We start from the raw sequence: 22,673 nt of genomic DNA, 5'->3' as shown, positions 1-22,673 counted from the left end.
GTTTTTAAAATAGTAAGTTTATCTTTTAAAATACATTCTTATAGCACATTGAAGTAAGTTCACAAAGTCGTATAAGTATAAATACAACGGTAAAGAATTGCAAGAAGAACTGGAGCTTAACATGTATGACTATGGCGCAAGAAATTACGACCCTGCACTTGGTAGATGGATGAATATTGACCCGCTGGCGGAGAAATCGAGGAGATGGTCAACTTATACATATTGTTATAATAACCCAATGATTTTTGTTGATTTTGATGGTATGCTTGCCTCGCCACCAGATTGGTATATTAACTCTAAAACAGGTCAGGTTTTAGGGAAAGATGACTCAACAACGAATAACTTCAGAATTATTAGTAAAGGAGAATGGAATTTAGGGAATGAAGCTTCGAATAAAACAGAATATTTACAAGCAAATAGTAGTATTTTAACAGTAGATAATGAAACTATACAAAACCAAATGCAAACTATACATTCAGAAACAATAAATACAGAACAGCAGGTATTTATTGTAATTGATGCTGAAAATTCTATGGTTACAGCAGTTAGAGGTAAAAATACTTTAAAAAATAAAGCTACAATAACTTCTGAAACCTATAATGACAAAGATTATCAAGTTACTAATACAATTGATGGAAAAACTTATCCAATACTTGGTCAAGTTCATACACATGATGATGTTACTGATGAAGGAATGGAAAATGGATTTGGGACTTCTCCTGAAGATGGGGACGTTGCTAAAAATTTAAATATTCCAATTTATGCCATTGACTCTTGGAATCATGGTAAAAAGTCGCAAGCAGTAATTAATAGAGTAACACCAAATGGAAAAAGAAATGTAAATATTGGAAAAACAATAGGTGCTGATAGAAATGGTACAAAAACCGTAAATGTAGGTCAAGAAACTTTAAACTATAAAGTATATGGAAAAATTGATAATTAAAAGTAGTTTTTTAATAATAAGTTTAATTTTTTTAAGTTGTAAATCCTCTAAAAAATTAATCTATGTATTACCAATTGAAGTTGAAAAAAAAATTTATGAAGAAGTTTTAAAATATAAAATTAAAGATTTTTTTATTAAATTAGAATCATGTAATGATGAAATGGATATTTTTATAATACCTACCGAGAATATCCAAAATGATTATATTAGCTTTTTTAAAATAACAGATTCTAATAGATTAATAAGAATTAATGATAAATTATATTTTTTAGTTTTTAAATCAGATGAAAAATTCGGTACAGAAATAAAAGAAAAAGAAATACAATCTATTGCTATAAGGGAATTACTAATAGAATTATCCAAAGAAGAAAAAATTCAAGGCGTGAAAAGAAAGCATGTAATAAACGATGCTGCAATACATTTAAAATTCAAAAATAATATTTTAGTTAATTAAAATGTTAATTTGACAAACGTTCTTAAAATATTAGAAGAAACCGTAAGGTTCATCGAACACCAATAAAACTATAAACTTGTGAGATAAAACCATTATTATCCATTTGGTTTAAAGCATAAAAATTATAATGTAGACCAATTAAATTTTGAAGAATTCCCAGAAACAGGTGTTGAAATTGTTCCTATTGAAAATCCAATGTATAAGTACAAGTTTCAAGGAACTGAGCGCCAAGATGAGTTAGGGCTTAATTGGGATAGTTATAAGTATAGAAATTATGATATGGCTATTGGACGTTTTATGTCGATAGATCCTCTTACAGAAGAATATCATACTTGGTCGCCTTATGTCTTTAGTGGTAATAGGGTTGTTGATAGTAGAGAACTTGAAGGACTAGAACCTGTAAATGTTACAAAAAACACAAAAATGTTAATCATTACTGTAAATGGTTCAGCAGGTGGTATCAATGGGGATAAAATAACAGGAAATAATACTTTAGTTAAGAATTTACCTGAAGATTATAAAAATAACGATGATGGCCTATCTATGCTTGGACAAAAGGGGTGGGATGTTCTTAATTCGCAAATAGTTAATTACGCAGGTTCAGAAGGAGGTATTACGGCAAGACATATCGCTGAAACAATAGGTAATTATAGAGAAACCAATCCAGATGGTAAAGTTGCTATTGTTGGTCATAGTTTAGGTGGTAAAGATGCATTAGATGCTGCTAATCTAGTTAATGGAAATAATGATATAAAAAACAAGACCATTGATTTACTTATTACAATGGAAGCTGCTACTAGAACAGGACCAACTTCAGCTGATGGCTATAGTACAGAAGTAGGAAGTAATGTTAAGAACTTGGTTAATTTTACTTCTGCATCAAATAGTTATCCAGGTAGTGGAGGAACAGCAGGAAGTGGTACAAATGTTCTAAATATAAGATTGCCTTCAGGAACAACACATACTAATATGGATAATACTCTTACGAGATATTTACCTATGATATTACATCAAACAAATGGTGGTAAAAGCCCTATTAATGTGATAAACAGAATAGATTTTAATAAGGCAAAAATTTTAAATAATGGAGATATAAAACCGAACGCCACAGGTGGTACAACATATTAGAAATTATGAAAACATATATTCACAAAATACTAGTTTTTTTACTAATAGTATCTTTTTTGCTTATTCAAATAGGATATAACAGTGCTCCATCAAATTCAATATTTAGTGCTTTTGTAGTATTAATTAAAGAGGGGGTTAAGAATAGTTTTGGTTTTGATAATTTTAATTTGAAAACAAACTATAGTTATTATCTTGTTGAGTTTTTGTTAGCATGTGTTGTTTTAATTATAGCAACAATAAGGAGTAATACAAAATTAATGATAATTGCTTTAATTATATTTGTTTTTATGTGGTTCATGTGGTTTAAAATGCTACAATCAATAATTAACAGCAACCTTTATTTGGTAACATCTATCCCATTTTTAATTATCATTACAGCTTTGGGATTAAAATTATTAATGACTAAAAAAGTATCTTTTTAAAATAATATTTATTAACTTAAGAAGAAGTATTTAAAGCGTTTGAAAGTGTATCTTTCAGACGCTTTTTGCTTATGGCAATATCAATAATATTATAGATTGATTTTTTTCTACTTCGTTCAGTTGGTCTAAAAGGCGAAGATTTTCTACAATACTTTTATCAAATGAATTTATATCAATAGGTTCATCATCATTAAAGAACTCAACTACTCTAACTTCTAAAGCTTCTGCGATTTTTTCTAACGAAGACAAAGTAGGTTCTACTTTACCACTTTCAATACGGCTATACTGTGCTTGGTCAATTCCAATAGTAATAGCTATCTCTTTTTGCGACAATCCTTTATTGGTTATAGCGGTTTTTATTTTGTCTGCTATATACCCGACCGCTCGGATTTCTCACCGCAACGCTAGCGCAGATTTGAAATCTGCGCCCACAAATTGAGGAAAAATGAACTAAAACCATTCAGAAATTATAAATTAAAATAAGATTAGTTAACTAGTTCGCAAAAAATTAAACGGCATTACTATATGATTCAGAAATGCCTTTTTTAATAGTAAAAACAAGAAATCCTAACCGTAAAAAGTTAGGATTTTGTTTATAAAATGCTAAATTTGACAAACGTTCTTAAAATATTAGAAGAAACCGTAAGGTTCATCGAACACAGATAAAACCATTATTATCCATTTGGTTTAAAGCATAAAAATTATAATGTAGACCAATTAAATTTTGAAGAATTCCCAGAAACAGGTGTTAAAATTGTTCCTACAGATAATCCAATGTACAAGTATAAGTATAATGGTAAAGAGTATCAAGACGAGTTGGGGCTTAACATGTACGATTACGGAGCAAGGAATTATGACCCTGCATTAGGTAGATGGATGAACATTGACCCGTTGGCAGAGAAATCGAGGAGATGGTCAACTTATACATATTGTTACAACAATCCATTAGTTTTTGTTGACCCAGATGGGATGTTCGCGACTCCGCCTGATATATACATTGATTCCAGAACTGGTAGAAAACTTGGCGAAGATGGGGCATCTACAAACAATATTAGGTCTATTAGTAGTGGTGACTTTAATGATATAAATGCTTCAAATAATGGTACAATATCTGCTGAAGCCACTAAACAATTGCAAGACGCTAGTTCAATTGTAAGTATTGATGATGCAAAGATTCAGAAAGATGTTCAAGATGTTCAAGATTCATCTAGGACTACAGAATCGCAAGCGTTTATTGTTTTTGATAGGGAAGCATCAACTATTACATCAATAAGAGGTAAAGATGGGGTTGATGGTCATGCAACAATTCCTGGAACAGACACAGTAACCACACCAAGTGGTAAAGTTATAGAAAACATATTGAAAGACGGTGATAAAAAATATATTTTAATGGGTCAAGTTCATGGACATAATTTATTAAATGATAAAACATATGTTAATGTACCAGGAACTTCACCAGATGATAAACAAGCTGCAAATTCAAAAGGTATAAATGTTTATGCTTTAGACTCTTATAACACACCTGTAGGTGGGCAAGCTGATATACATAGAGTTAAAGCTGATGGAACAGAAACTAAATATATTGGTTGTACAGGAGTATCAAATAATTCTTCAAGTTTTAATTTTGGTTTGGATTCTTTAACCAGTTGGATGAATAAAAAATAAATAAATATGAATAAAATCTTTTTAATACTTATAACTAGTTTATCACTAGTTTCATGTAAGTCTTCAAAAATAAACGAAACTACTTACATACTACCTTTTAATGTAGAAAAAACATGTTATGAATATTTAAAATCGCATAATTTTGATGGAAATTATTTTTTTGTATTAGAAAATTATTCTAATGATGTATCCAAATTAAAAGTGATTAAGATTAAAGATATTAGTAATCAGTATTTTGGCTTTAAAAAAATAAATCAATATAATTATTCAGTTTTGATAAATGATAAATATTATCCATTAGTTTTTCAAACAGATTTAAAGTATGGGATTAAATTTTGTGATACAGATAGTTTCTTTGATATAAATTATCGAGAAAATAACGAAGTATGTTTTAAAAACCCACCTACTACAATATATGAGTATTCAAAAATCTTTTATTTTAATAATAATGGTTACATTACTGATGAACATGGAAAATTGATTGGTAATGTCCCAAATTAAGGACATGTCTAATTCACAAACATAAATAACACTAAAACAGTAACTAGAGAAATATATTTAGTTGCTGTTTTTGGTTTATGAAATAAACGTAACGTAAAACAAAAAATCCTAACCGTTGAAAGTTAGGATTATTTTATTAAATAATTTGTTTTTTATTTAAGTTTTACTTAAATTTGAATCATGTTATACAAAAACACAAAATATACACTTGATGAATATCCTTTGGAAAACTTTTCAGAGGCTAGATGTTCTTTTGAGTTTTTGTATAGCAATTTTCTAAAGGAAATTGTTGATAAAAGAGAAAATGATTTAAAAAACAACCTTTATTCAAAAAATTTCCAGCTTAATTATAGTACTTATAAAGAAATAAATTCTTGGGAAGATTTTACAACTACAAAGTATAATGATTTAGATTTTGGAAGTTCTTATTTTTATAAGAATACTTTAAATAAACTTCAAAAACTTGAAACTGTAACAGAATCTAGGATTCAAGAAAACAAAAAATCATTAGATTTTGTCGCTAATCGCCTTTCTGATTTTTTATACCAACAAGAAAATATTGTTGTAAATGATTATTCAGCAATTGAAGTGCTTTCTGATTTTGATATTTCAAGTTCAGAACTACATCAAAAGTTATTAAAACTATCGGAATTAATTCCAATTAATTTGGAAGATTTCTATTATCAAGAATTAAATTTAGACGATGTTATTTTACATCGATTGGCTCAAAGTATCGAAACTTGCGTAGAAAACATCAAACAAGATACTTTATTATTAAGCCACATAAAAGCACTTTCAAAGCTAATTAAAAAAAGTTTATCAAAGTCGCTACTTAATAAAAGAGATTTTTTTAGAAAAATAAATAGTTTTCATTTTAAAAATTTAGATGATTATCATTCTATTTCTGCAATAGCATAATATTTTATGCTTGGATTACAATTGTAGAAAAATTGAAACGAGAATATTTTAATCATTTAATTTTTAAAATTATGACAAAAAAAGAAATTATATTAAAAATAGATGAGGCATTATTAAATGTAGACATGCCTCCAGAAACTAGAGAATTGTTAATTGAGTTAAGAAGTGAAATCCCAAGGATTAGAACCAAAGAAGAAATAATAAGTTTGGGTACTAAATGGGCTGAAATCATAACTAAGATTTTTATTTTCACTAGTACTAGTCAATAAAAAGTAGATAATTATGGAAATTGGACAAGTAATAAAACTTTTAATTAAAAAAAGAGGTTTAAAGCAAATTGATGTCGCAGAGCGAATTGGTAAAAGTACTACAGCTTTATCACAAATAATTAATGGTAATTATAAACCGCAGCCAGAAACTTTAGAAAAACTTTGTGAAGTTTTAGAAGTACCAGTTGCAGTAGTCCATTTTTTGAGCATAACTGAAGATGACGTTCCCAAGGAAAATATTGATTTGTTTAGAAATCTTGCACCTAGCATGGAAAAATATTTACTAGATGTCTTTACAGCAAAGAAAGAAGACCTTAATCTAGTATAATTAGAAAAATCCTAACCCAAGTATTGGTTAGGATTTTTTCTTTTATTTTAAATCTTCCCCGCTAACTAAATCAAATTCAAACTTCTTTTGATATGGACGAATTTCTCTATGCTTTTTAAAATCTATTACTCGACCGCTCGGATATGTGGTGAAAGTTAACACAGAATTACCTCGTCAGTTCTGATAAAACCTCTTATGTATTCTGTACCCACAAAATAAACGACATTGATGTTATAATTCAGAAATGCTGTTTATTTTAATAGTAAAAACATGAAATCCTAACCGTTGAAAAGTTATGATTCTTTGTTTATTTCTATTGTAACCACAATCAGCAAAAAATTCCAAATACTAAAAGTATTAAACATTCTAAATTTGGTAAATCATCAAATTTCAGCATCTATAAAATTAAAATATAAAAAAATTGTGTTTAGTGTAATTTATAAATCCTGGTTTGTATTATAGAACAAATATTTTAATCCTTATGTTAGTAAGTATTTATGTTTTTTAAATTATAAATCAATTTAAACCAAACTTTCATTTTTTCTCCAATATTCTTTCAGTTTTTCAGCATATTGCTTCGGTGTAATTTTGATATAAGATAAAAATTGAGATTCAGTTTTATGACCTGTAATTTTCATAATCGTTAAAGTATCTATTTTACCATATAAATTTGTTGCAAATGAACGTCTGCAAATATGTGAACTTACTAATTCATATTTCGGAAAATTACCCGCTTTCTTTCTATGGATTATCTTTTTCTTATTATTTTCAATAACATTAGTTTCAACCATTTTTGCACCAAAAACCACTTCATTTAAACCTACTTTTTCACAAACAATTTTTATATAAGAATTGAATTTTTGGTCTGAAATAGTTCTTGGAAACTTCCCTTTTCTTTTATCCAAAATGCTCTGTACTTGTTGATGAATTGGTATAATTACAGGAAAATCAGTTTTTATAGTTTGCAGTTCAATAAAACCTTCATTTAAATTTTTGTTTGATAGCTTTAAAAAGTCTGAAATTCGTAAACCTGTTCTAAGTCCAATTATAAACCAATCTCTTGCATTATCTAAATAATCATCTTCAAATTTGTGTTTATATATAGAATTAATTTCCTCTTCATTTAAATAAATATCTTGAGTTTTATTTGTAGGTGAATAAAACTCTGAAGTCTTTGTTTCTTTATTTATTTTTAAATCTTTTCTATCAGCATAATTAATAAACAATTTAATGTCATCTATGTAACCACCAATGGTATTCGGATTTAGCTTTTGATTTTTTTCTAAAAACTCAATAAATCTTGAATGAAATTTTAAATCAACGTCAATAATTTTAAGTTTAATATTTGTATGGTTTTCAAACTGATTAATTTTGTTAAGAGTAGTATTATAGTGTTGAATTGTTCTTGGTTTAATTGGATTACCTAAACGATTCCTTTTTGTCTTAGAATCCTCTATAAATGATACTATAAATTCAGAAAAATAAATTTCCTTTTTACTAACATCATCAACTTCACTCCTATTAAAAAATTTATTAATCAGATTTTTTAACCAACTTTGGTTTAAAATAATTGTTTCTTGACTTATTTTTGATTTTTCAAATTCGTCATTTATATATAAATCTAACTCTTTTAATTTTGAGTTTATTGTTCTATAATCTACTAAGTCAGTAACAAGTATTTGTTGCTTAGAATCACTCCATCTATCTTTTGGAATTTTAATTTCAGTTGAAATTTTAAAATCAAAGTTTGTCCCATGTTTAAAACGTAAATAGATAGAAGAAAAATCTGTTTTAGATTCTCTTAAAAAATACTTTAATGAAGCCATAAATAATAAATTTGTTCCCCAATTTGTTCCCCAAATTCTCAAAACAATCATTAATTAATGTAAATTAATAAAAATTAAAAACTTTGTTAACAATTGTTTTTATTGGGCTTTAAATTGAATTGCAAATTTAATGCCATTTATGAAAATTCATCAAAAGACTCCTTTCACCCGCACTAAAGCTCAAAAGTTAATTTTTGGGCTTTTTTTATTTATTTTTCCAAATAAATCCATCTAATAAATAATGCGTTAATTGAGGCACCGTGAGTAGAGGAACCAGAATGATTTGCCATTTTTCAAAAGGATTTTCAAATTGATGAAATTGGATTTGTTCATTCCAAACAGTAAACTCCCATAACAACTCTTCTGAAAAAGCCAAGCTAAGTATTAGTACAAGAAAAACCAACAATCCTTGAATTGTTTTCAAACGAGGAAAAAAGGACACATGACTTTCTTCTTTTTGATTGACATATATCAAAGCTATATAAGGAACTCCATGTGAAACGACATTTAATATCGTAAAAATTAAATCATTATTGAAATATACAATCCCAAAATACCAAGACAAATAGGTACCTAAAATCAACACGTTTTTTTGTAGATTAAATTGGTTGTACTTGATGTAGTTAAACACAACAATAGCAATGTAAGTCAGCAGTATCAACCCATACAAAACTTCAAGAAATTTTAAACAAGTTGGACAATTATATGTAAAAAACTCCTCTTCTACAAACCAAGTAAATTGTCTTTTAGAACTCAAAAACCAATACATCATTGGAAATAACGTTGCGTTATATATAGCCAAAGCATCTAGTCGACTTGTTTTTTTTTCTTCAAATCTTGCATACAAACGCATAAAGCCATATTGCTGCCTAATAAAATGATACACTGCAATATAGGCTAATACCGACCAAAAAAATTGACTCCCAATTCCATACAAAACAACACCTGAAAGAAGTGAAATCAGTGGCAACTTAATTAATAAACCTTTAAATTTTTGTCTTTCTTTAGGATTAAAATACGTCTTGTACAGTGTGCTATAGACATGAGCAACATCAATAAACACTATAAACAGCAACCAATTGACGAAGGAATATTTTTCAGCGATATCCTCTAATTTATCTTGAAAAAGAAAAATCAAAAACAAACACAAAAATGGTGGCGCTAAAATAAAAGTGACATCTATAAAAGGTTTACTAAGCCAATACTTTTTCATGAATTTACTATTTTATTCACCACATTAACACCTTGATGAAATGCTTCTTCAAAAACTGAAATACCACTTAAATCACTATGAGCAAAATGAATTTTAGCATCATTGGAAAGAGTTGCTCTCTTCTTTTCTTCACCAAAAATAAAACCCGGTCTTGGACTAACCATACCGTGACCTAACTTAAAAATTGACACCGAAATTACATGCTGTTCTATATTTGGATGGGCTTTATTTAAATCTTCAAAAATCAGTTTTTTTAACTCTTCCTCCTTCATTGCATATAATTTCTTCCTTACTTTTTTTGAATTGGAAGAAGAAAACGCATAATAATACGTTATCACCTTATGTTCTTGAACTTGAGCTAATGATTGATGTTGATTATAAATATACCCCAAACCCTGACCTTGATGAATAACATTATCCCAACACAATGGATAACTATCGTTTAAATCAACCGGCCCTAAAGTCAAGGTTGCCGTAAACCAAGGTGCATAGTCAAATGATTTTAAATTTTTTCTATCCGAAAACAAATAAGAAGATACAAAGGTTGGCGTACAACAAATCAACTGTTTTGTTTTATATAAAATTGTCTCTTGAAGATGATCATCAAATACTTTTACTTCGATTTTATCATTTTGGTTTTCCACATCAAAAGCCAATTGTTGTGTTTTTATATGGTCTTTAACACCAACTTCTAGATGTTGTTTGAGTCGCCCATTCCCTTCAGGCCAAGTTAAGACTGAATCCGTATAAGAAGTATTGTGTTTTCGAGCGGCAAAATAAAACACCCCTGCCCATGCAGAAACAAATTCAATCCCCAATCCAAAATCGTCTTTACAACAATAATCTACATACCAAAATAAATCTTCATTTTGTAATTGTTGACATAACAACCATTCTTTCATTGTCATATCATCTAAATACTTAAACTTATCCGATTTTGAACCCATATGAAGTGGCAACATAAAATGATAAAGACCCTGATCATCTTTACTTTCTTTTAATTCATTCATTAATGCAAAAAAACGTTCAAACTGAACTTCTGCTTCATTTGATAAACCAAATTTAGGAATCAAATCTTCTTGCCAATTATTTCTAATAAACAAGCGTTCTTTAGGATCAAAACACAATTGATTTTCATCAAAAATTGGTTTTCCATTTTCAAAATGTGTTATAATTTTCGACTCAAATAAAAATTCAAGTAAAGTTTTATCTTCAAAATTTGGCAATGGCAAATAATGAGCACCCAATGGATAATTAGAATATTTATTTTGTCCAAAATTTGAATTTCCCCCTGTAGTCGTTTCCATTTCGACCACTAAAAAATCTTCTACACCTCTTTTTTTTAATTGTCTTGCTGCAGACAAACCTGAAATTCCAGCTCCAATTATTAAAAAATCAACTTCAATTTCTTTAGTTACTTTAGGAAAATCTTTAGCCCATAATCGATGCCCTAAAATATGATTCATTCCCGTTATACGAAATAAAACCTTTTTTATTTGCTCTTGACAAGATTGCACCAACCCACCCACTTGACTAAAAATTCCGATAGCAAGTAACGATTTTAAAAATGTTCTTCTGTGAAATGTGTTATAATTTACCCCATTCTTCATCAAAATATCGCACTAAAATTTGATTATCTAACCTGTTAATTTCAACCGATTGCGCCATCATATCTTTGGTAAAAACGGACAAAGTAGCGAATTGATGGTTATAAAATTTTAAATTGGGAAGTCTTCGTTTTGATGTTGCAAAATTATGCTGATGAAGTGAAGCAATGGTATACCCCCACTCCCCAAAAGAAGGAACATATACATGATACGCTGCTGCATTTTTAAAGACTTGCTTTACGGTTTCATTTATACACCAAAACGATTTTGGCGCAAAGTAGGGTGAAGTAGTTTGAATAACTACCACTCCATGAGGATTTACTATTTTTTGAAGAGACGTATAAAAACTATGAGAGTACAATTTACCTAGACTATAATTAGAAGGATCGGGAAAATCAATCACAACAACATCGTATTTTTTGTGATGTGAAGATACCCACAAAAAAGCATCTTGGTTGAAAACACGAACTTTAGGGTTTGAAAATGAAGCTTGATTAAAATGAGCTAAAATAGGATTATCCCTAAACAAACTGGTCATTTTTTCATCTAAATCAACCAATGTAATGGATTTAACTTCCTTGTATTTCAAAATTTCACGACAAGCCAAACCATCACCTCCTCCTAAAACCAAAACATGTTCAATTTTTGGTGCAGTTTCCAATGCCGGATGAACTAAGGCTTCATGGTACCTGTACTCATCCGCAGAACTAAACTGAAGATTGTTATTTAAATACAACTTGTAATCGTTTTTATTGTGTGTCAGAACAATACGCTGGTAAGGAGTAGTATTGGTAAAAACGATATTTTCTCCATATAATTTTTCTTCAGAATACGACAAAATTTTATTAGCAAACAGAAACAATATCAACAATAAAACAAAAGTCAAAATTGCTTTGATTTGCACCAACTTTGATTTAATTTCATTTTTAAGAACAAAAGAAAGTAAAATAGCAATACTTACATTTATCATTCCAAAAAACAAAGCAGTTCTCATTACACCTAGTTGAGGAATAAGCACTAAGGGAAACAAAACAGAGGCCAACAAAGCACCAATATAATCAAACGTAAAAACATTAGAAACCAGATCGCTAAACTGTACTCTATCTTTTAAAATATTCATCAACAGTGGTATTTCCAACCCAACTAAAAATCCGGTAGAAAAAACAAACAAGTAGAGAATAAATTGAAAATAATCTACTTTATTAAATAAAATGAAAAGCACAACGGCACTTACACCACCGATGAGCCCAACTAATATTTCTACTTCTACAAATGTTTTTAACTGGTTTTTCTTAATGAACTTCGCAAAAAAAGAACCAATACCCATTGAAAATAAATATACTCCAATGATAAACGAAAACTGTTTCACAGAATCTCCCAATAAATAACTGGCCAAAGTACCCGCGACCAATTCATAAATTAGTCCACAAGTGGCAATGATAAAAACAGAGAATAGAAGTAAATATTCAAACTTGAATAATTTTTTACCCATGAATAGCGGCGCTTATTATCATAGAAATTCCAATTATCAAGGCAGCAAAAACAATAGCTAAAGCTGTGTTTTTATTTTGAACAATTTCTTTCCAAGTATTTTCAGGAGTTGTTTTTTCAATAATAAAATAACCCACTAACAAGATTATTATTCCTACTAACGAAAACACTACTGAGTTGATTAATCCATTTACTAACATATATTCTTATTTTGATTATTTTATGATATTATTATTTATGATAAAAACGATGTACTCCAGAAGAACCGCCTCTAGAAGTGGAACCATTTTCATATTTCTCGGTAGATTTACAATCGCAAATACGATTTCCATTATAAGTAACATACAAATACAATGAAAATATTCCGGTTGCAATGAGCAATGCCCATTTATTTCTTACTATAAATTCTTTCATATTATTCTTGATAAGGGGAGTACCTACTAGAACTCCAACGCCAAGTTTCAAAATAATGTTTATAAATAAACAAGGCTATTAATAGTACAACAAATAACACTAACGAAATTCCAAAATTCCAATTGGAGGGGTTTTCAATTTTAGCCTTTATAGACAACATTTTACTTTCTGCTGGACTTACTTGTTGTTCCGCTGTTACAGCTTGCTCACTTTTTATAACGCTGTCAACAACTTGATTCAAGTTAGTTTCAACAGGCTTTCCATCAGCAGTTAAAATTTGTACTGCTTTTTGAGGAAGTTCATTAGTCTTTGAATCAACGGCAACTGTTGTTGTTGGCACTACATTTTCAGCTGTAGGATTTACAACAATATGATAGTTACCTGCTTTTAAACCACAAATATAAAAATCTTCACTTTGACTACCTTCTACCCAACTTTCTCCCCCTTCATAACCAGAGTAAAACTCAATATCTTGTTCTGCAAACTCTTCTTCATTCGTCTTTTCGTTTACCACCGAAACTCCTGCATAGGCCCATGAATTTGACACATCAGAATACAAACTAATTTTTATAGGTACTGCCGAACCTTTTACTTCAAAACTAGGCGACACATATTCTTTATTATTAAATTCATTGATAGAAATGGTAGTATCTAAAACCTCTTTTTCACCACTTGTATCTTGGAAAATAAAACAAAGTAAAATTAAAATTCCAGTTACTAAAAAGATTTTAACCGTGTCGATGATATGAATTGGAAAAGGCTGAACAACACCAACCCCGTTTCGAAAAGGCAAATCGGTAAGTTGAAACATTTTTTTGACTTCTTTTCTATCAATATGTTCACCCAAATAAACATGCCTTCCATCTAAATCTTCAGAAGATAAAATATAGGGTGGTGCAATATACTCCACCGTAAAACATTGTTTATTTTCTAAACTAATATCAAAAAAACCTGAAGCTAATACAATTTCAGAGTTGTAATAATCATATTTTTTAAAAAGCAGAGAATTATAGGTCATTTCCAATCTGCTTTGTTTGGTAAAATCTACATCATCAACTTCTTTCAATAAAATCCAATGCCCTTCACATTCAGACAAATATTTATAATTCCCCGCAGTGGACTGCATGGTATATTCTCTTGCATAAACAAAATCACCTAAATATTTAACCAAAACACCGGTTATCTCATACGATTCCGTTCCAATCTTACAGGTTTGTCCTACCCTTAACATAAAAGAAATGGGCTGGTATTTGAATTTATATTTAAATCGAAATTCCCCTCTATCTTGCCAGTAAAGTGCTTTGCAAGAAGGACAACCAAAACTTTCCATAACCACTTCGCTTTGTACTGAAGTTGAAGTGTTACATTGCTTACAAGTAAATGTGGTCATTAGCGTTGAATTTCAATTTGTTTAACAACAGAAGCTTCAAAAAAGCGAATAATTGAATTTGAAATCACTCTAACTTTTTCAGTATTGTCTGCAGAATAATTACACAAATACACATCTGTGGTGATTGTATTAATTTCGGGCCACGTATGAATACAGATATGAGATTCTTTCAAACAAAAGGTTGCTGTAAAGCTTTTATTTTCAAATTCGTGCAACACTTCTCCAACTTGCTCTAATTTTAAATCTACCAACACTTGATTTAAAAAAGAAGCAAAATCAACCAAGTTCATCAGTTTTTCTAATTGTAAGGTATGTAACGTAAGTAAAGAATGTAACCCTAATAGGTTGGATGTTGTCAACATTATAACAATAGATTTTCTATTTATACGAAGATGTGAAAAAAATGTTACAATTACAAATAAAAAAAGAGCTAAAAAAGCTCTTGATTATTGTTCGGGTGCGATTTGAATTTCGAGTCCTTCTAAATCCTCCGATATATGAATTTGACAACCCAATCGGCTGTTTTCTTGTACATGATAAGCCTCGTCTAGCATCGCTTCTTCGTCTGGATTTCGCTCTAACGAAATAACATCATTCAAAACATAAACTTGGCAAGAAGCACACATAGCCATACCGCCGCAAATGCCTAATGTCCCTTCTTCGGCTAATTCATAAGAACGAATTAGTTCCATCACGTTCATATTCATATCGGTTGGCGCTTGCACTTCGTGTTTAACACCATTTCTATCCGTAATATATATAGTTACATCTTGCGCCATATTATTCAATTGCTTTTACGACTGCTTTCTCTGCTTCTTTTCTAGTCCCGTCGAATCCGTCAACTCCAGAAACCGTAGTATATTTTAACACATAACGTTTGCCCGGATTAATTCTGTTATAAACACTTTGACACATTAACGTTGCTTCGTGGAATCCGCATAAAATTAATTTTAATTTTCCAGGATAAATATTAACATCGCCAATTGCATAAATCCCTTCAATATTGGTTTGGTAATCCAATGCATTATTAACTTTAATCGCATTCTTTTCAATTTCCAAGCCCCAATTCGCAATTGCTCCTAATTTAGGAGTAAGTCCAAAAAGAGGAATAAAAAAATCCGTTTCTAATTTTTGTTGCTCACCATTAATTTCTAATGTAACTGCTTCTACCTGATGTTCTCCATGAATGGCTACCACTTCTGCTGGAGTAATAAGGTTAATTTTACCCGCTTTTTTTAATTCTTGCACTTTTTCAACAGAATCTAAAGCTCCTCTAAATTCGTTTCTTCTATGCACTAAAGTTACCGATTTTGCAATATTAGATAAAAACACACTCCAATCTAAGGCCGAGTCTCCCCCGCCAGCTATGACAATATTTTTATCTTTAAATTGATCAGGGTTTTTAACAAAATACTCTACTCCTTTTTCTTCATAAAAAGCAATATTTTCAATAGCAGGTTTTCTAGGTTCAAAAGTACCCAAACCACCTGCAATAGCTACCGCTTTAGCATGATGTTTTGTCCCTTTATTTGTGGTAACTATAAACGATCCATCCTCTAATTTTTCAATGGTTTCTGCTGTTTCCGACAATGTAAAACCAGGTTGAAACTGTTTGATTTGTTCCATTAAATTATCGACTAATTCACCTGCCAAAACAGATGGATAACCTGGAATATCGAAGATTGGTTTTTTAGGATATAATTCGGCCAACTGCCCACCAGGTTGCGGTAAGGCGTCGATAATATGACATTTTAATTGCAATAATCCGGCTTCAAAAACCGCAAAAAGTCCTGTTGGACCAGCTCCAATTATAAGTATATCTGTTTCAATCATGATTTAAAGTTTAAGCATACAAAGTAAATTCATTTACAACGTCTGAAATATGATATATATCAGACTGAAAGTACTAAGCTATATTTTCAACGGTTTCAATTTGAGGAACGTATTTTTTAATAGTCGTTTCAACACCTGCTTTCATAGTACTAATACTCAAGCTACAACTCGTACAAGCGCCTTCTAATCGAACTTTAACATGTTTGTCCTCTATAATTTCTACTAAAGAAATATTTCCGCCGTCTGAATTTAAAAACGGTCTGATTTCGTCTAATGCTTTTTCAACATTTAATTTTACTTCTTCTGTTGTCATATTTTTAACGTTTGCCACCTCAACAAACCAATTTGCATCGGTTTACCAAGATAAAGACTAAATAGTTATTTTTTTACCGCTGAACAACCAGCCATAGTGGTAATTTTAATTGCTTCTGTCGGCGGAAGATTATCGTTTCTTTTCACTGTTTCTTCCACAACATTTCTTGCTAATTCTTCAAAAGCAGCTTCTAAAGGTGTACCTTCTTGAAGTGCTGCAGGACGACCAAAATCACCAGCTTCGCGAATGCTTTGCACTAATGGAATTTCACCTAACATACGAACATCTAGGTCTTCCGCTAAATTACGTGCGCCTTCTTTTCCAAAAATGTAATATTTATTGTTTGGCAATTCTTCTGGAGTAAAATAAGCCATGTTCTCTACAATTCCTAAAACGGGAACCTGAACTGCATCTGACATAAACATTGAAACTCCTTTTTTAGCATCAGCTAAAGCAACCGCTTGAGGCGTACTTACCACTACTGCACCAGTAATTGGTAAAGACTGCATAATTGATAAATGTATATCTCCTGTTCCTGGCGGTAAATCGATTAACATAAAATCAATTTCTCCCCAATTGGCATCGAAAATCATTTGGTTTAAAGCTTTTGAAGCCATTGGACCTCTCCAAATCACTGCTTGATCTGGTTTTGTAAAAAATCCAATAGAAAGAATTTCTACACCATAACTTTGAATTGGTTGCATTTTAGATTTTCCGTCTACTTCAACAGAAATCGGTTTTGCATTTTCCACATCAAACATAATTGGCATAGATGGGCCATAAATATCGGCATCTAAAACACCTACTTTGAATCCCATTTTAGCTAAAGAAACTGCTAAATTTGCCGTGATCGTTGACTTACCTACTCCTCCTTTTCCTGAAGAAACAGCTATGATATTAGAAATACCTGGAATTGGTTTTCCTTTTATTGTATTCTCTTGTTTTTCTGGCACTTCAACTTTAATGTTAACTTTTATTTTAACCTCAGCACCAAATTTTTCAGTAATAACTTTTTTAATATCACTTTCAGTTCTGTTTTTGATATGAAGAGCTGGCGTACTTAAAGTTACATCTACTACCACTTCATCTCCAAAAGTCAATACGTTTTGGACAGCTCCGCTCTCCACCATATTTTTACCTTCACCAGCTACAGTAATAGTTTCTAGCACTGCTAAAATTTCTTTTCTATCTAATTTCATTGTATTTGAACGTTGAATATAATTTGGGTCTATACTTATTTAAACTAATTTTAGATTGCAAAGATAACAAGAAGTTTACTAGTTTAAGATTGAAAAAGTTAAAACTTTGTTATTGTATTATAGGTTTTTCTGATGAAACTATTAGACGCATCATTTTTTTATAACAGAAGGCTCCCAAAAATATTTTTTAAAATCGACAATTTGATTGTTCACCACTTTTATTCCTTCATTTTCAAGTAATTGTTGCATTAAATTGGTGCCATCAAAATGATGTTTACCCGTTAACACCCCGCTTCTATTGACTACTCTATGTGCGGGTACATCTTCTAAATGATGCGAAGCATTCATAGCATAACCTACCATTCTTGCGGAACGCGCCGCTCCAATTGCTTTAGCAATGGCGCCATAAGAAGTTACGCGCCCTTCTGGAATTTGTCTTACAATTTGATAAACTCTTTCAAAAAAATCGTTTTTCATTTAAAATATATTTTAAAATTACAAATTGTAAAGTGTAAAACAAGCAATTAAAGCAGTAATAAACGCGATAATAAAATTAATATTTTTTATAAAAAAAGCTACGTTTGATTTTATTTTTCTAAACAGATAAGCATAACTTAGAAATACTAAAAACGAGCCAAAAGTTGTTCCTAATACAAAAAACAATCCAACAAGGTTGGTAAAAAAATCTTCTATAAAAGTTGACAAATACAACCCAACAAAAGCATAATAGGGTATTGGAAAAACATTTAACCCTGAAATAACAACACCGTGTACAAAAGGTCTCAGTTTGCTTTTTTTAACACCTTTTGTTACTTCATCTTTTGATTGAATATGACTTTGTATTCCTTTACCAAGAAAAAAAACGGTAAGTACAATAAAAACCACACTCCCTACCACTTTTAAATTTTGCATAATTTTTGGATGTGATTCCAAATAAATGGCAAAAGTAAAAGCCAAAATAGTTTGAATAGAGACAACTAATATTGCTCCATTTATAAATTTTTTAGCCTTTTTTAATGTTTTTTTTACGCTATAATTAGCTACAGTCATATTGACAATTCCTGGAGGAAGAACGCCGATAAACGAAAACAGAACTGCACAAGCAAAAGCTAATAAAAAAGACACTATTTTATTTTAAATTGTATATAAGTAATTGGTTTATTAATTTCTAAATATTGTTTTTCATAAAAAGTTTGAATTGAAGTAACTACCTCAGGCGCACCTTCATTTTTATAAACATTATGGTTGGCATAAAGCACTTCATGTCCTTCTCCATGTAAAAGACCTAATGTATAACCATGCATAAATTCACTATCTGTTTTCAAATGCATTAAACCGTTTGGTTTTAAAATTTTCTTGTATCGTTGTAAAAACGCAGCATTGGTCATTCTGTGTTTTGTTCTTTTATATTTTATTTGCGGATCTGGAAAGGTAATCCAAATTTCATCTACTTCATTTTCTGCAAAACAATGTTCAATTAATTCAATTTGCGTACGCAAAAATCCAACATTATTCATATTGTTTTCAACAGCAGTTTTGGCTCCTCTCCAAAAACGAGCACCTTTTATATCAATTCCAATAAAATTTTTTTCTGGATATTTTTCAGCCAATCCAACGGTATATTCTCCTTTTCCACAACCTAATTCAAGCACAATTGGATTGTTATTTTTAAAAAATTCTTTGTTCCATTTACCTCTCATTTCTAATTCTCCATTCACCACCTCTTCTCTAGTTGGCTGAATCACATTAGAAAACGTTGCATTTTCATTAAATCTCTTCAGTTTATTTTTACTTCCCACGACTTTTTAAAATTTTTGGTAAAAGTATAAAAATAAACTTAAATTACACATTTCACACACAACACTCTAATATTGAAATACCTAAAGCAGCCCTTTAACATTATACATTTATTAACACTTCTGAAATCATAATAGTTAGTATCTTTGCCTAAAATCAATTGTCCAGCATTTTAATTTTGAGCAACACTACTTTTATTCTTGTTACACCTTTAAATTGGGGTTTAGGTCACGCCTCAAGATGTATACCAATTATTAAAGCATTAAAAGAAAATGGGTTTACACCTGTCATTGCTTCTGACGGAAATAGTTTAGAACTTTTAAAAAAGGAATTTCCAGAAGACATTTTTGAAGTTTTACCCAATTATAATATTGAATATGCAAAGAATGGGAAAGACTTTAAATTTAAAATAATAAAACAAATTCCTCGGTTACTTTTAGCTATAGCTAGAGAAAAAAAAATTATTTCTAAACTAATTAAAAAATACCCTATTAAAGGTATTCTTTCAGACAATAGATTTGGGGTTTATCATAAATCAATTCCATCAATTTATATAACACATCAAATACAAGTTCTTTCAGGAAACACTTCTTGGATTTCTACAAAATTGCATCAACATTTCATTAAAAAATTTGATCAATGTTGGATTCCAGATGTTAAGGAAGGTTTAAATTTGAGTGGCAAACTAAGTCATGTTGAAAATTTACCTAAAAATTGTCGATTTATAGGACCTTTAACCCGATTTAAAAAAGAAAGTTACCCTGTTAAAAACGACTTATTAATTATTCTTTCCGGGCCCGAACCTCAACGTACTTTACTAGAAGACAAATTACTTTTAGAACTTAAAGATTACAAAAACCCCATTGTATTAGTAAGAGGTATTGTAGAAAACCAACAAGTAATTACAAAAGACGGAACGCTTACTACTTATAATTTCATGGATTCAAAAGAATTAGAAAAAACCATTCATGAAAGTGATAAAGTTATTTGTCGTTCGGGTTATACTACCATAATGGATTTGGCATTTTTAGAGAAGAAAGCTTTTTTTATTCCTACTCCAGGACAATTTGAACAAGAATATTTAGCTAAAAAACTTAAAAAAGAAGGCAGTATTCCTAGCTGTAAACAAGAAAAATTTACAGCAGAAAAATTACACAATATTGACATTTATACGGGATTTAGAAAAATTGATTTTTCTAAAAATTGGGCTGAATTATTTTCCCTTTTTAAGCGTAAATGAAAATTCTGAACCTTTTTTAGGAGTGCTTTGTACAAATATTTTTTCTTGATGAGCTTCAATAATATGTTTAACTATGGCTAAACCTAAACCTGAACCCCCTTCAGCTCTTGAACCACTTTTATTTACCCTGAAGAAACGTTCAAAAATTCTAGACAAATGTTGTTTATCAATCCCTTCTCCATTATCCTGAATGCGAACTAACACTTTATTTTTATTAATTACTTCAACACTCACTTCGGTAGTTCCGTTTTCACGACCGTACTTAATAGAATTCATAATCAAATTCACTAAAACCTGTTGAATTTTCTCTTTGTCTGCAGTAACTATGATACTAGAAGTATATTTTTCATCAAACATTAAAATGATATTCTTTTTATCTGCTTCCATTTCGAGCAAATCGAATACATTTTGAATTTCGTCAATAATATCAAAACTCGAAAGTTCTAAATTTAAGTCGTTTGATTCAAATTTAGTAATCATGTCTAAATCTTGAACAATATGAATTAATCGTTCTACTCCTTTAGACGCTCTTTCAATGTATTTTTTTCTTAACTCTTTATCTTTAATTGCCCCGCCTTCAATAAGAGTATCTAAATAACCTTGTACGGTAAACAAAGGTGTTTTTAATTCGTGAGAAACATTGCCTAAAAACTCTCTTCTGTATTCTTCACGAACTTTTAATGATTCTATTTCAATTTTTTTCTCTTTTGCAAAATTCCTAATATCTTTTGTTAAGCTAGAAATATCGGTAGTAACCGTTTTATCGGTTAAAGAAGTTGCATCCAAAATAGAAACTTCATCATATAATTTTTTAATTCTTTTGTAAATAAATATCTCAACTCTGTATTGAATTAAAAAGAAACTAAAAACAAAAAGCCCTACAGGAAAGAAAAACAGAAAAAACACATCAATTTTTTCAAAAAGAAAATGATATAAACTAAGACATCCCAATAAAAATATTGAGATGTATAATGATGATTTAAAGGCAAATTTGTAGGATTTTTTAAAATTTACACCCATTAAAATTCTATTTTATAACCCACACCTTTAATCGTTTTAAAAATGTCGTCGTCTATTTTTTCTCTCAATTTTCGAATATGAACATCAATAGTTCTACCCCCCACAATTACTTCATTACCCCAAACTTTATCTAATATTTCGGCTCTTGTAAACACTTTTCCAGGTTTTGAGGCTAGTAAATATAACAATTCAAATTCTTTTCTTGGCAAAACAATGGTTTGGTTATCTTTTACAACTTTGTATTCTTCTCTATTAATTTGCAAGTTTCCAACTAAAATTGAAGTAGAATCCGTATTTTCTTCATCTTCTTTTAGTCTTCTTAATAAGCCTTTCACTTTGCTTACTAATAATTTTGGTTTAATCGGTTTAGCTATATAATCATCAGCGCCAACTTCAAATCCAGCCACTTGTGAGTAATCCTCATTTCTAGCTGTTAAAAATGTTATAATTACATCTTTTAAATCAGGGATTTCTCTAATTTGTTCACAAGCTTCCATTCCATCCATTTCTGGCATCATTACATCCATAATGATCAAATGCGGTTTTACTTTAATAGCCTGTTTAACAGCTTCTTTACCGTTTGACGCTGTAGATATTTGGTATCCAGCTTGAGCTAAATTATAGCCAACAATCTCTAAGATATCCGGTTCATCATCAACTAATAAAATTTTGATGTCTTTTTTCTTCATTTCAGTGAAATTT

The 22,673-nt window shown here is 30.0% G+C and carries 27 protein-coding genes and 1 pseudogene; 10 read left to right on the top strand and 18 right to left on the bottom strand.

Features of this window, described 5'->3' with window-relative positions; all coding sequences use genetic code 11:
* Nucleotides 1-82: 82 nt before the first annotated feature.
* From KQS_RS00895 to KQS_RS00880, 4 genes and pseudogenes are all read left to right on the top strand, one after another.
* Nucleotides 83-943 (top strand): annotated as a pseudogene (locus KQS_RS00895) (RHS repeat-associated core domain-containing protein); the annotation flags it as partial.
* Nucleotides 924-1,397 carry a hypothetical protein gene (locus tag KQS_RS00890; protein WP_041251934.1) on the top strand — a complete coding sequence of 158 codons (474 nt, stop codon included), beginning with the start codon at nucleotides 924-926 and terminating at the stop codon, nucleotides 1,395-1,397. The pseudogene KQS_RS00895 and the gene KQS_RS00890, both read left to right, overlap by 20 nt.
* 195 nt (nucleotides 1,398-1,592) lie before the next feature.
* Nucleotides 1,593-2,525 (top strand): RHS repeat-associated core domain-containing protein, encoded by a 933-nt coding sequence (locus tag KQS_RS13890; RefSeq protein ID WP_051149655.1) that lies wholly within the window; start codon nucleotides 1,593-1,595, stop codon nucleotides 2,523-2,525.
* Nucleotides 2,526-2,530: 5 nt separating this feature from the next.
* Nucleotides 2,531-2,947, top strand: coding sequence for a hypothetical protein (locus tag KQS_RS00880; protein WP_014387320.1), 417 nt, complete (start codon nucleotides 2,531-2,533; stop codon nucleotides 2,945-2,947).
* A 69-nt stretch (nucleotides 2,948-3,016) separates the two neighbouring features.
* Here KQS_RS00880 and KQS_RS00875 read toward each other — a convergent pair whose 3' ends face one another.
* Complete coding sequence (locus KQS_RS00875) at nucleotides 3,017-3,307, bottom strand: helix-turn-helix domain-containing protein (RefSeq protein WP_262487936.1); 291 nt, start codon at nucleotides 3,305-3,307, stop codon at nucleotides 3,017-3,019.
* Between the two features lie 414 nt (nucleotides 3,308-3,721).
* On the opposite strand from KQS_RS00875, the gene KQS_RS14695 reads away from it, so the two are divergent.
* The 5 genes from KQS_RS14695 to KQS_RS00850 all read left to right on the top strand — a co-directional run bounded on the left by KQS_RS14695 (nucleotide 3,722) and on the right by KQS_RS00850 (nucleotide 6,628).
* Nucleotides 3,722-4,612: an RHS repeat-associated core domain-containing protein gene (locus KQS_RS14695; protein ID WP_041251933.1), complete on the top strand. Its 891-nt coding sequence runs from the start codon at nucleotides 3,722-3,724 to the stop codon at nucleotides 4,610-4,612.
* 6 nt (nucleotides 4,613-4,618) lie between these two features.
* Complete coding sequence (locus tag KQS_RS00865) at nucleotides 4,619-5,113, top strand: hypothetical protein (protein ID WP_014387318.1); 495 nt, start codon at nucleotides 4,619-4,621, stop codon at nucleotides 5,111-5,113.
* A 180-nt stretch (nucleotides 5,114-5,293) separates the two neighbouring features.
* Nucleotides 5,294-6,031, top strand: a complete 738-nt coding sequence (locus KQS_RS00860; RefSeq protein WP_014387317.1) for a hypothetical protein — start codon at nucleotides 5,294-5,296, stop codon at nucleotides 6,029-6,031.
* A 32-nt stretch (nucleotides 6,032-6,063) separates the two neighbouring features.
* Nucleotides 6,064-6,300 (top strand): hypothetical protein, encoded by a 237-nt coding sequence (locus KQS_RS00855; RefSeq protein WP_157868372.1) that lies wholly within the window; start codon nucleotides 6,064-6,066, stop codon nucleotides 6,298-6,300.
* Nucleotides 6,301-6,313: 13 nt separating this feature from the next.
* Entirely contained in the window at nucleotides 6,314-6,628 is a 315-nt protein-coding gene (locus tag KQS_RS00850; RefSeq protein ID WP_014387315.1) for a helix-turn-helix domain-containing protein, read from the top strand.
* 521 nt (nucleotides 6,629-7,149) lie between these two features.
* On the opposite strand, the gene KQS_RS00845 is transcribed toward KQS_RS00850, so the two are convergent.
* The 15 genes from KQS_RS00845 to trmB form a co-directional block, all read right to left on the bottom strand.
* Nucleotides 7,150-8,454, bottom strand: coding sequence for a phage integrase SAM-like domain-containing protein (locus tag KQS_RS00845; protein WP_041252146.1), 1,305 nt, complete (start codon nucleotides 8,452-8,454; stop codon nucleotides 7,150-7,152).
* A 205-nt stretch (nucleotides 8,455-8,659) separates the two neighbouring features.
* The gene (locus KQS_RS00840; protein ID WP_014387313.1) at nucleotides 8,660-9,667 is read right to left on the bottom strand and encodes a hypothetical protein; all 1,008 of its coding nucleotides are present in this window, start codon (nucleotides 9,665-9,667) and stop codon (nucleotides 8,660-8,662) included.
* Nucleotides 9,664-11,277, bottom strand: coding sequence for a flavin monoamine oxidase family protein (locus KQS_RS00835; protein ID WP_051149654.1), 1,614 nt, complete (start codon nucleotides 11,275-11,277; stop codon nucleotides 9,664-9,666). Before KQS_RS00835 ends, KQS_RS00840 begins: the two co-directional genes overlap by 4 nt.
* Complete coding sequence (locus KQS_RS00830; protein ID WP_014387311.1) at nucleotides 11,255-12,766, bottom strand: polyamine aminopropyltransferase; 1,512 nt, start codon at nucleotides 12,764-12,766, stop codon at nucleotides 11,255-11,257. Before KQS_RS00830 ends, KQS_RS00835 begins: the two co-directional genes overlap by 23 nt.
* Entirely contained in the window at nucleotides 12,759-12,965 is a 207-nt protein-coding gene (locus KQS_RS00825) for a DUF350 domain-containing protein (protein ID WP_014387310.1), read from the bottom strand. The genes KQS_RS00830 and KQS_RS00825 overlap by 8 nt, the downstream gene beginning before the upstream one ends.
* A 31-nt stretch (nucleotides 12,966-12,996) precedes the next feature.
* Nucleotides 12,997-13,179, bottom strand: coding sequence for a hypothetical protein (locus KQS_RS00820; RefSeq protein ID WP_014387309.1), 183 nt, complete (start codon nucleotides 13,177-13,179; stop codon nucleotides 12,997-12,999).
* Between the two features lies 1 nt (nucleotide 13,180).
* Complete coding sequence (locus KQS_RS00815) at nucleotides 13,181-14,569, bottom strand: DUF4178 domain-containing protein (RefSeq protein WP_014387308.1); 1,389 nt, start codon at nucleotides 14,567-14,569, stop codon at nucleotides 13,181-13,183.
* Nucleotides 14,569-14,931 (bottom strand): S-adenosylmethionine decarboxylase, encoded by a 363-nt coding sequence (gene speD / locus KQS_RS00810; protein ID WP_014387307.1) that lies wholly within the window; start codon nucleotides 14,929-14,931, stop codon nucleotides 14,569-14,571. The genes KQS_RS00815 and speD overlap by 1 nt, the downstream gene beginning before the upstream one ends.
* A gap of 84 nt (nucleotides 14,932-15,015) precedes the next feature.
* Entirely contained in the window at nucleotides 15,016-15,348 is a 333-nt protein-coding gene (locus tag KQS_RS00805; RefSeq protein ID WP_014387306.1) for a 2Fe-2S iron-sulfur cluster-binding family protein, read from the bottom strand.
* A 1-nt stretch (nucleotide 15,349) separates the two neighbouring features.
* Nucleotides 15,350-16,402: an NAD(P)/FAD-dependent oxidoreductase gene (locus tag KQS_RS00800; protein ID WP_014387305.1), complete on the bottom strand. Its 1,053-nt coding sequence runs from the start codon at nucleotides 16,400-16,402 to the stop codon at nucleotides 15,350-15,352.
* Between the two features lie 73 nt (nucleotides 16,403-16,475).
* The gene (locus KQS_RS00795) at nucleotides 16,476-16,715 is read right to left on the bottom strand and encodes a NifU family protein (protein ID WP_014387304.1); all 240 of its coding nucleotides are present in this window, start codon (nucleotides 16,713-16,715) and stop codon (nucleotides 16,476-16,478) included.
* A gap of 65 nt (nucleotides 16,716-16,780) precedes the next feature.
* Nucleotides 16,781-17,914 (bottom strand): Mrp/NBP35 family ATP-binding protein, encoded by a 1,134-nt coding sequence (locus KQS_RS00790; RefSeq protein WP_014387303.1) that lies wholly within the window; start codon nucleotides 17,912-17,914, stop codon nucleotides 16,781-16,783.
* A gap of 150 nt (nucleotides 17,915-18,064) precedes the next feature.
* Nucleotides 18,065-18,391, bottom strand: a complete 327-nt coding sequence (locus tag KQS_RS00785) for an MGMT family protein (RefSeq protein WP_014387302.1) — start codon at nucleotides 18,389-18,391, stop codon at nucleotides 18,065-18,067.
* Between the two features lie 18 nt (nucleotides 18,392-18,409).
* Nucleotides 18,410-19,039 carry a LysE family transporter gene (locus KQS_RS00780; protein ID WP_014387301.1) on the bottom strand — a complete coding sequence of 210 codons (630 nt, stop codon included), beginning with the start codon at nucleotides 19,037-19,039 and terminating at the stop codon, nucleotides 18,410-18,412.
* Nucleotides 19,039-19,713: a tRNA (guanosine(46)-N7)-methyltransferase TrmB gene (trmB, locus tag KQS_RS00775; RefSeq protein WP_014387300.1), complete on the bottom strand. Its 675-nt coding sequence runs from the start codon at nucleotides 19,711-19,713 to the stop codon at nucleotides 19,039-19,041. The genes KQS_RS00780 and trmB overlap by 1 nt, the downstream gene beginning before the upstream one ends.
* A 176-nt stretch (nucleotides 19,714-19,889) precedes the next feature.
* Here trmB and KQS_RS00770 point away from each other — a divergent pair, with 176 nt between their 5' ends.
* Nucleotides 19,890-20,951, top strand: a complete 1,062-nt coding sequence (locus tag KQS_RS00770; RefSeq protein WP_014387299.1) for a glycosyltransferase — start codon at nucleotides 19,890-19,892, stop codon at nucleotides 20,949-20,951.
* Here KQS_RS00770 and KQS_RS00765 read toward each other — a convergent pair.
* The gene (locus tag KQS_RS00765; RefSeq protein ID WP_014387298.1) at nucleotides 20,925-21,971 is read right to left on the bottom strand and encodes a sensor histidine kinase; all 1,047 of its coding nucleotides are present in this window, start codon (nucleotides 21,969-21,971) and stop codon (nucleotides 20,925-20,927) included. The two genes, KQS_RS00770 and KQS_RS00765, sit on opposite strands and share 27 nt — an antisense overlap.
* Entirely contained in the window at nucleotides 21,971-22,660 is a 690-nt protein-coding gene (locus tag KQS_RS00760; RefSeq protein WP_014387297.1) for a response regulator transcription factor, read from the bottom strand. The genes KQS_RS00765 and KQS_RS00760 overlap by 1 nt, the downstream gene beginning before the upstream one ends.
* Nucleotides 22,661-22,673 lie beyond the last annotated feature (13 nt).

It is taken from the genome of Flavobacterium indicum GPTSA100-9 = DSM 17447 (assembly GCF_000455605.1).
GTDB classification, from domain to species: Bacteria; Bacteroidota; Bacteroidia; order Flavobacteriales; family Flavobacteriaceae; genus Flavobacterium; species Flavobacterium indicum.
This window is presented reverse-complemented; position numbering and strand designations above follow the sequence as displayed.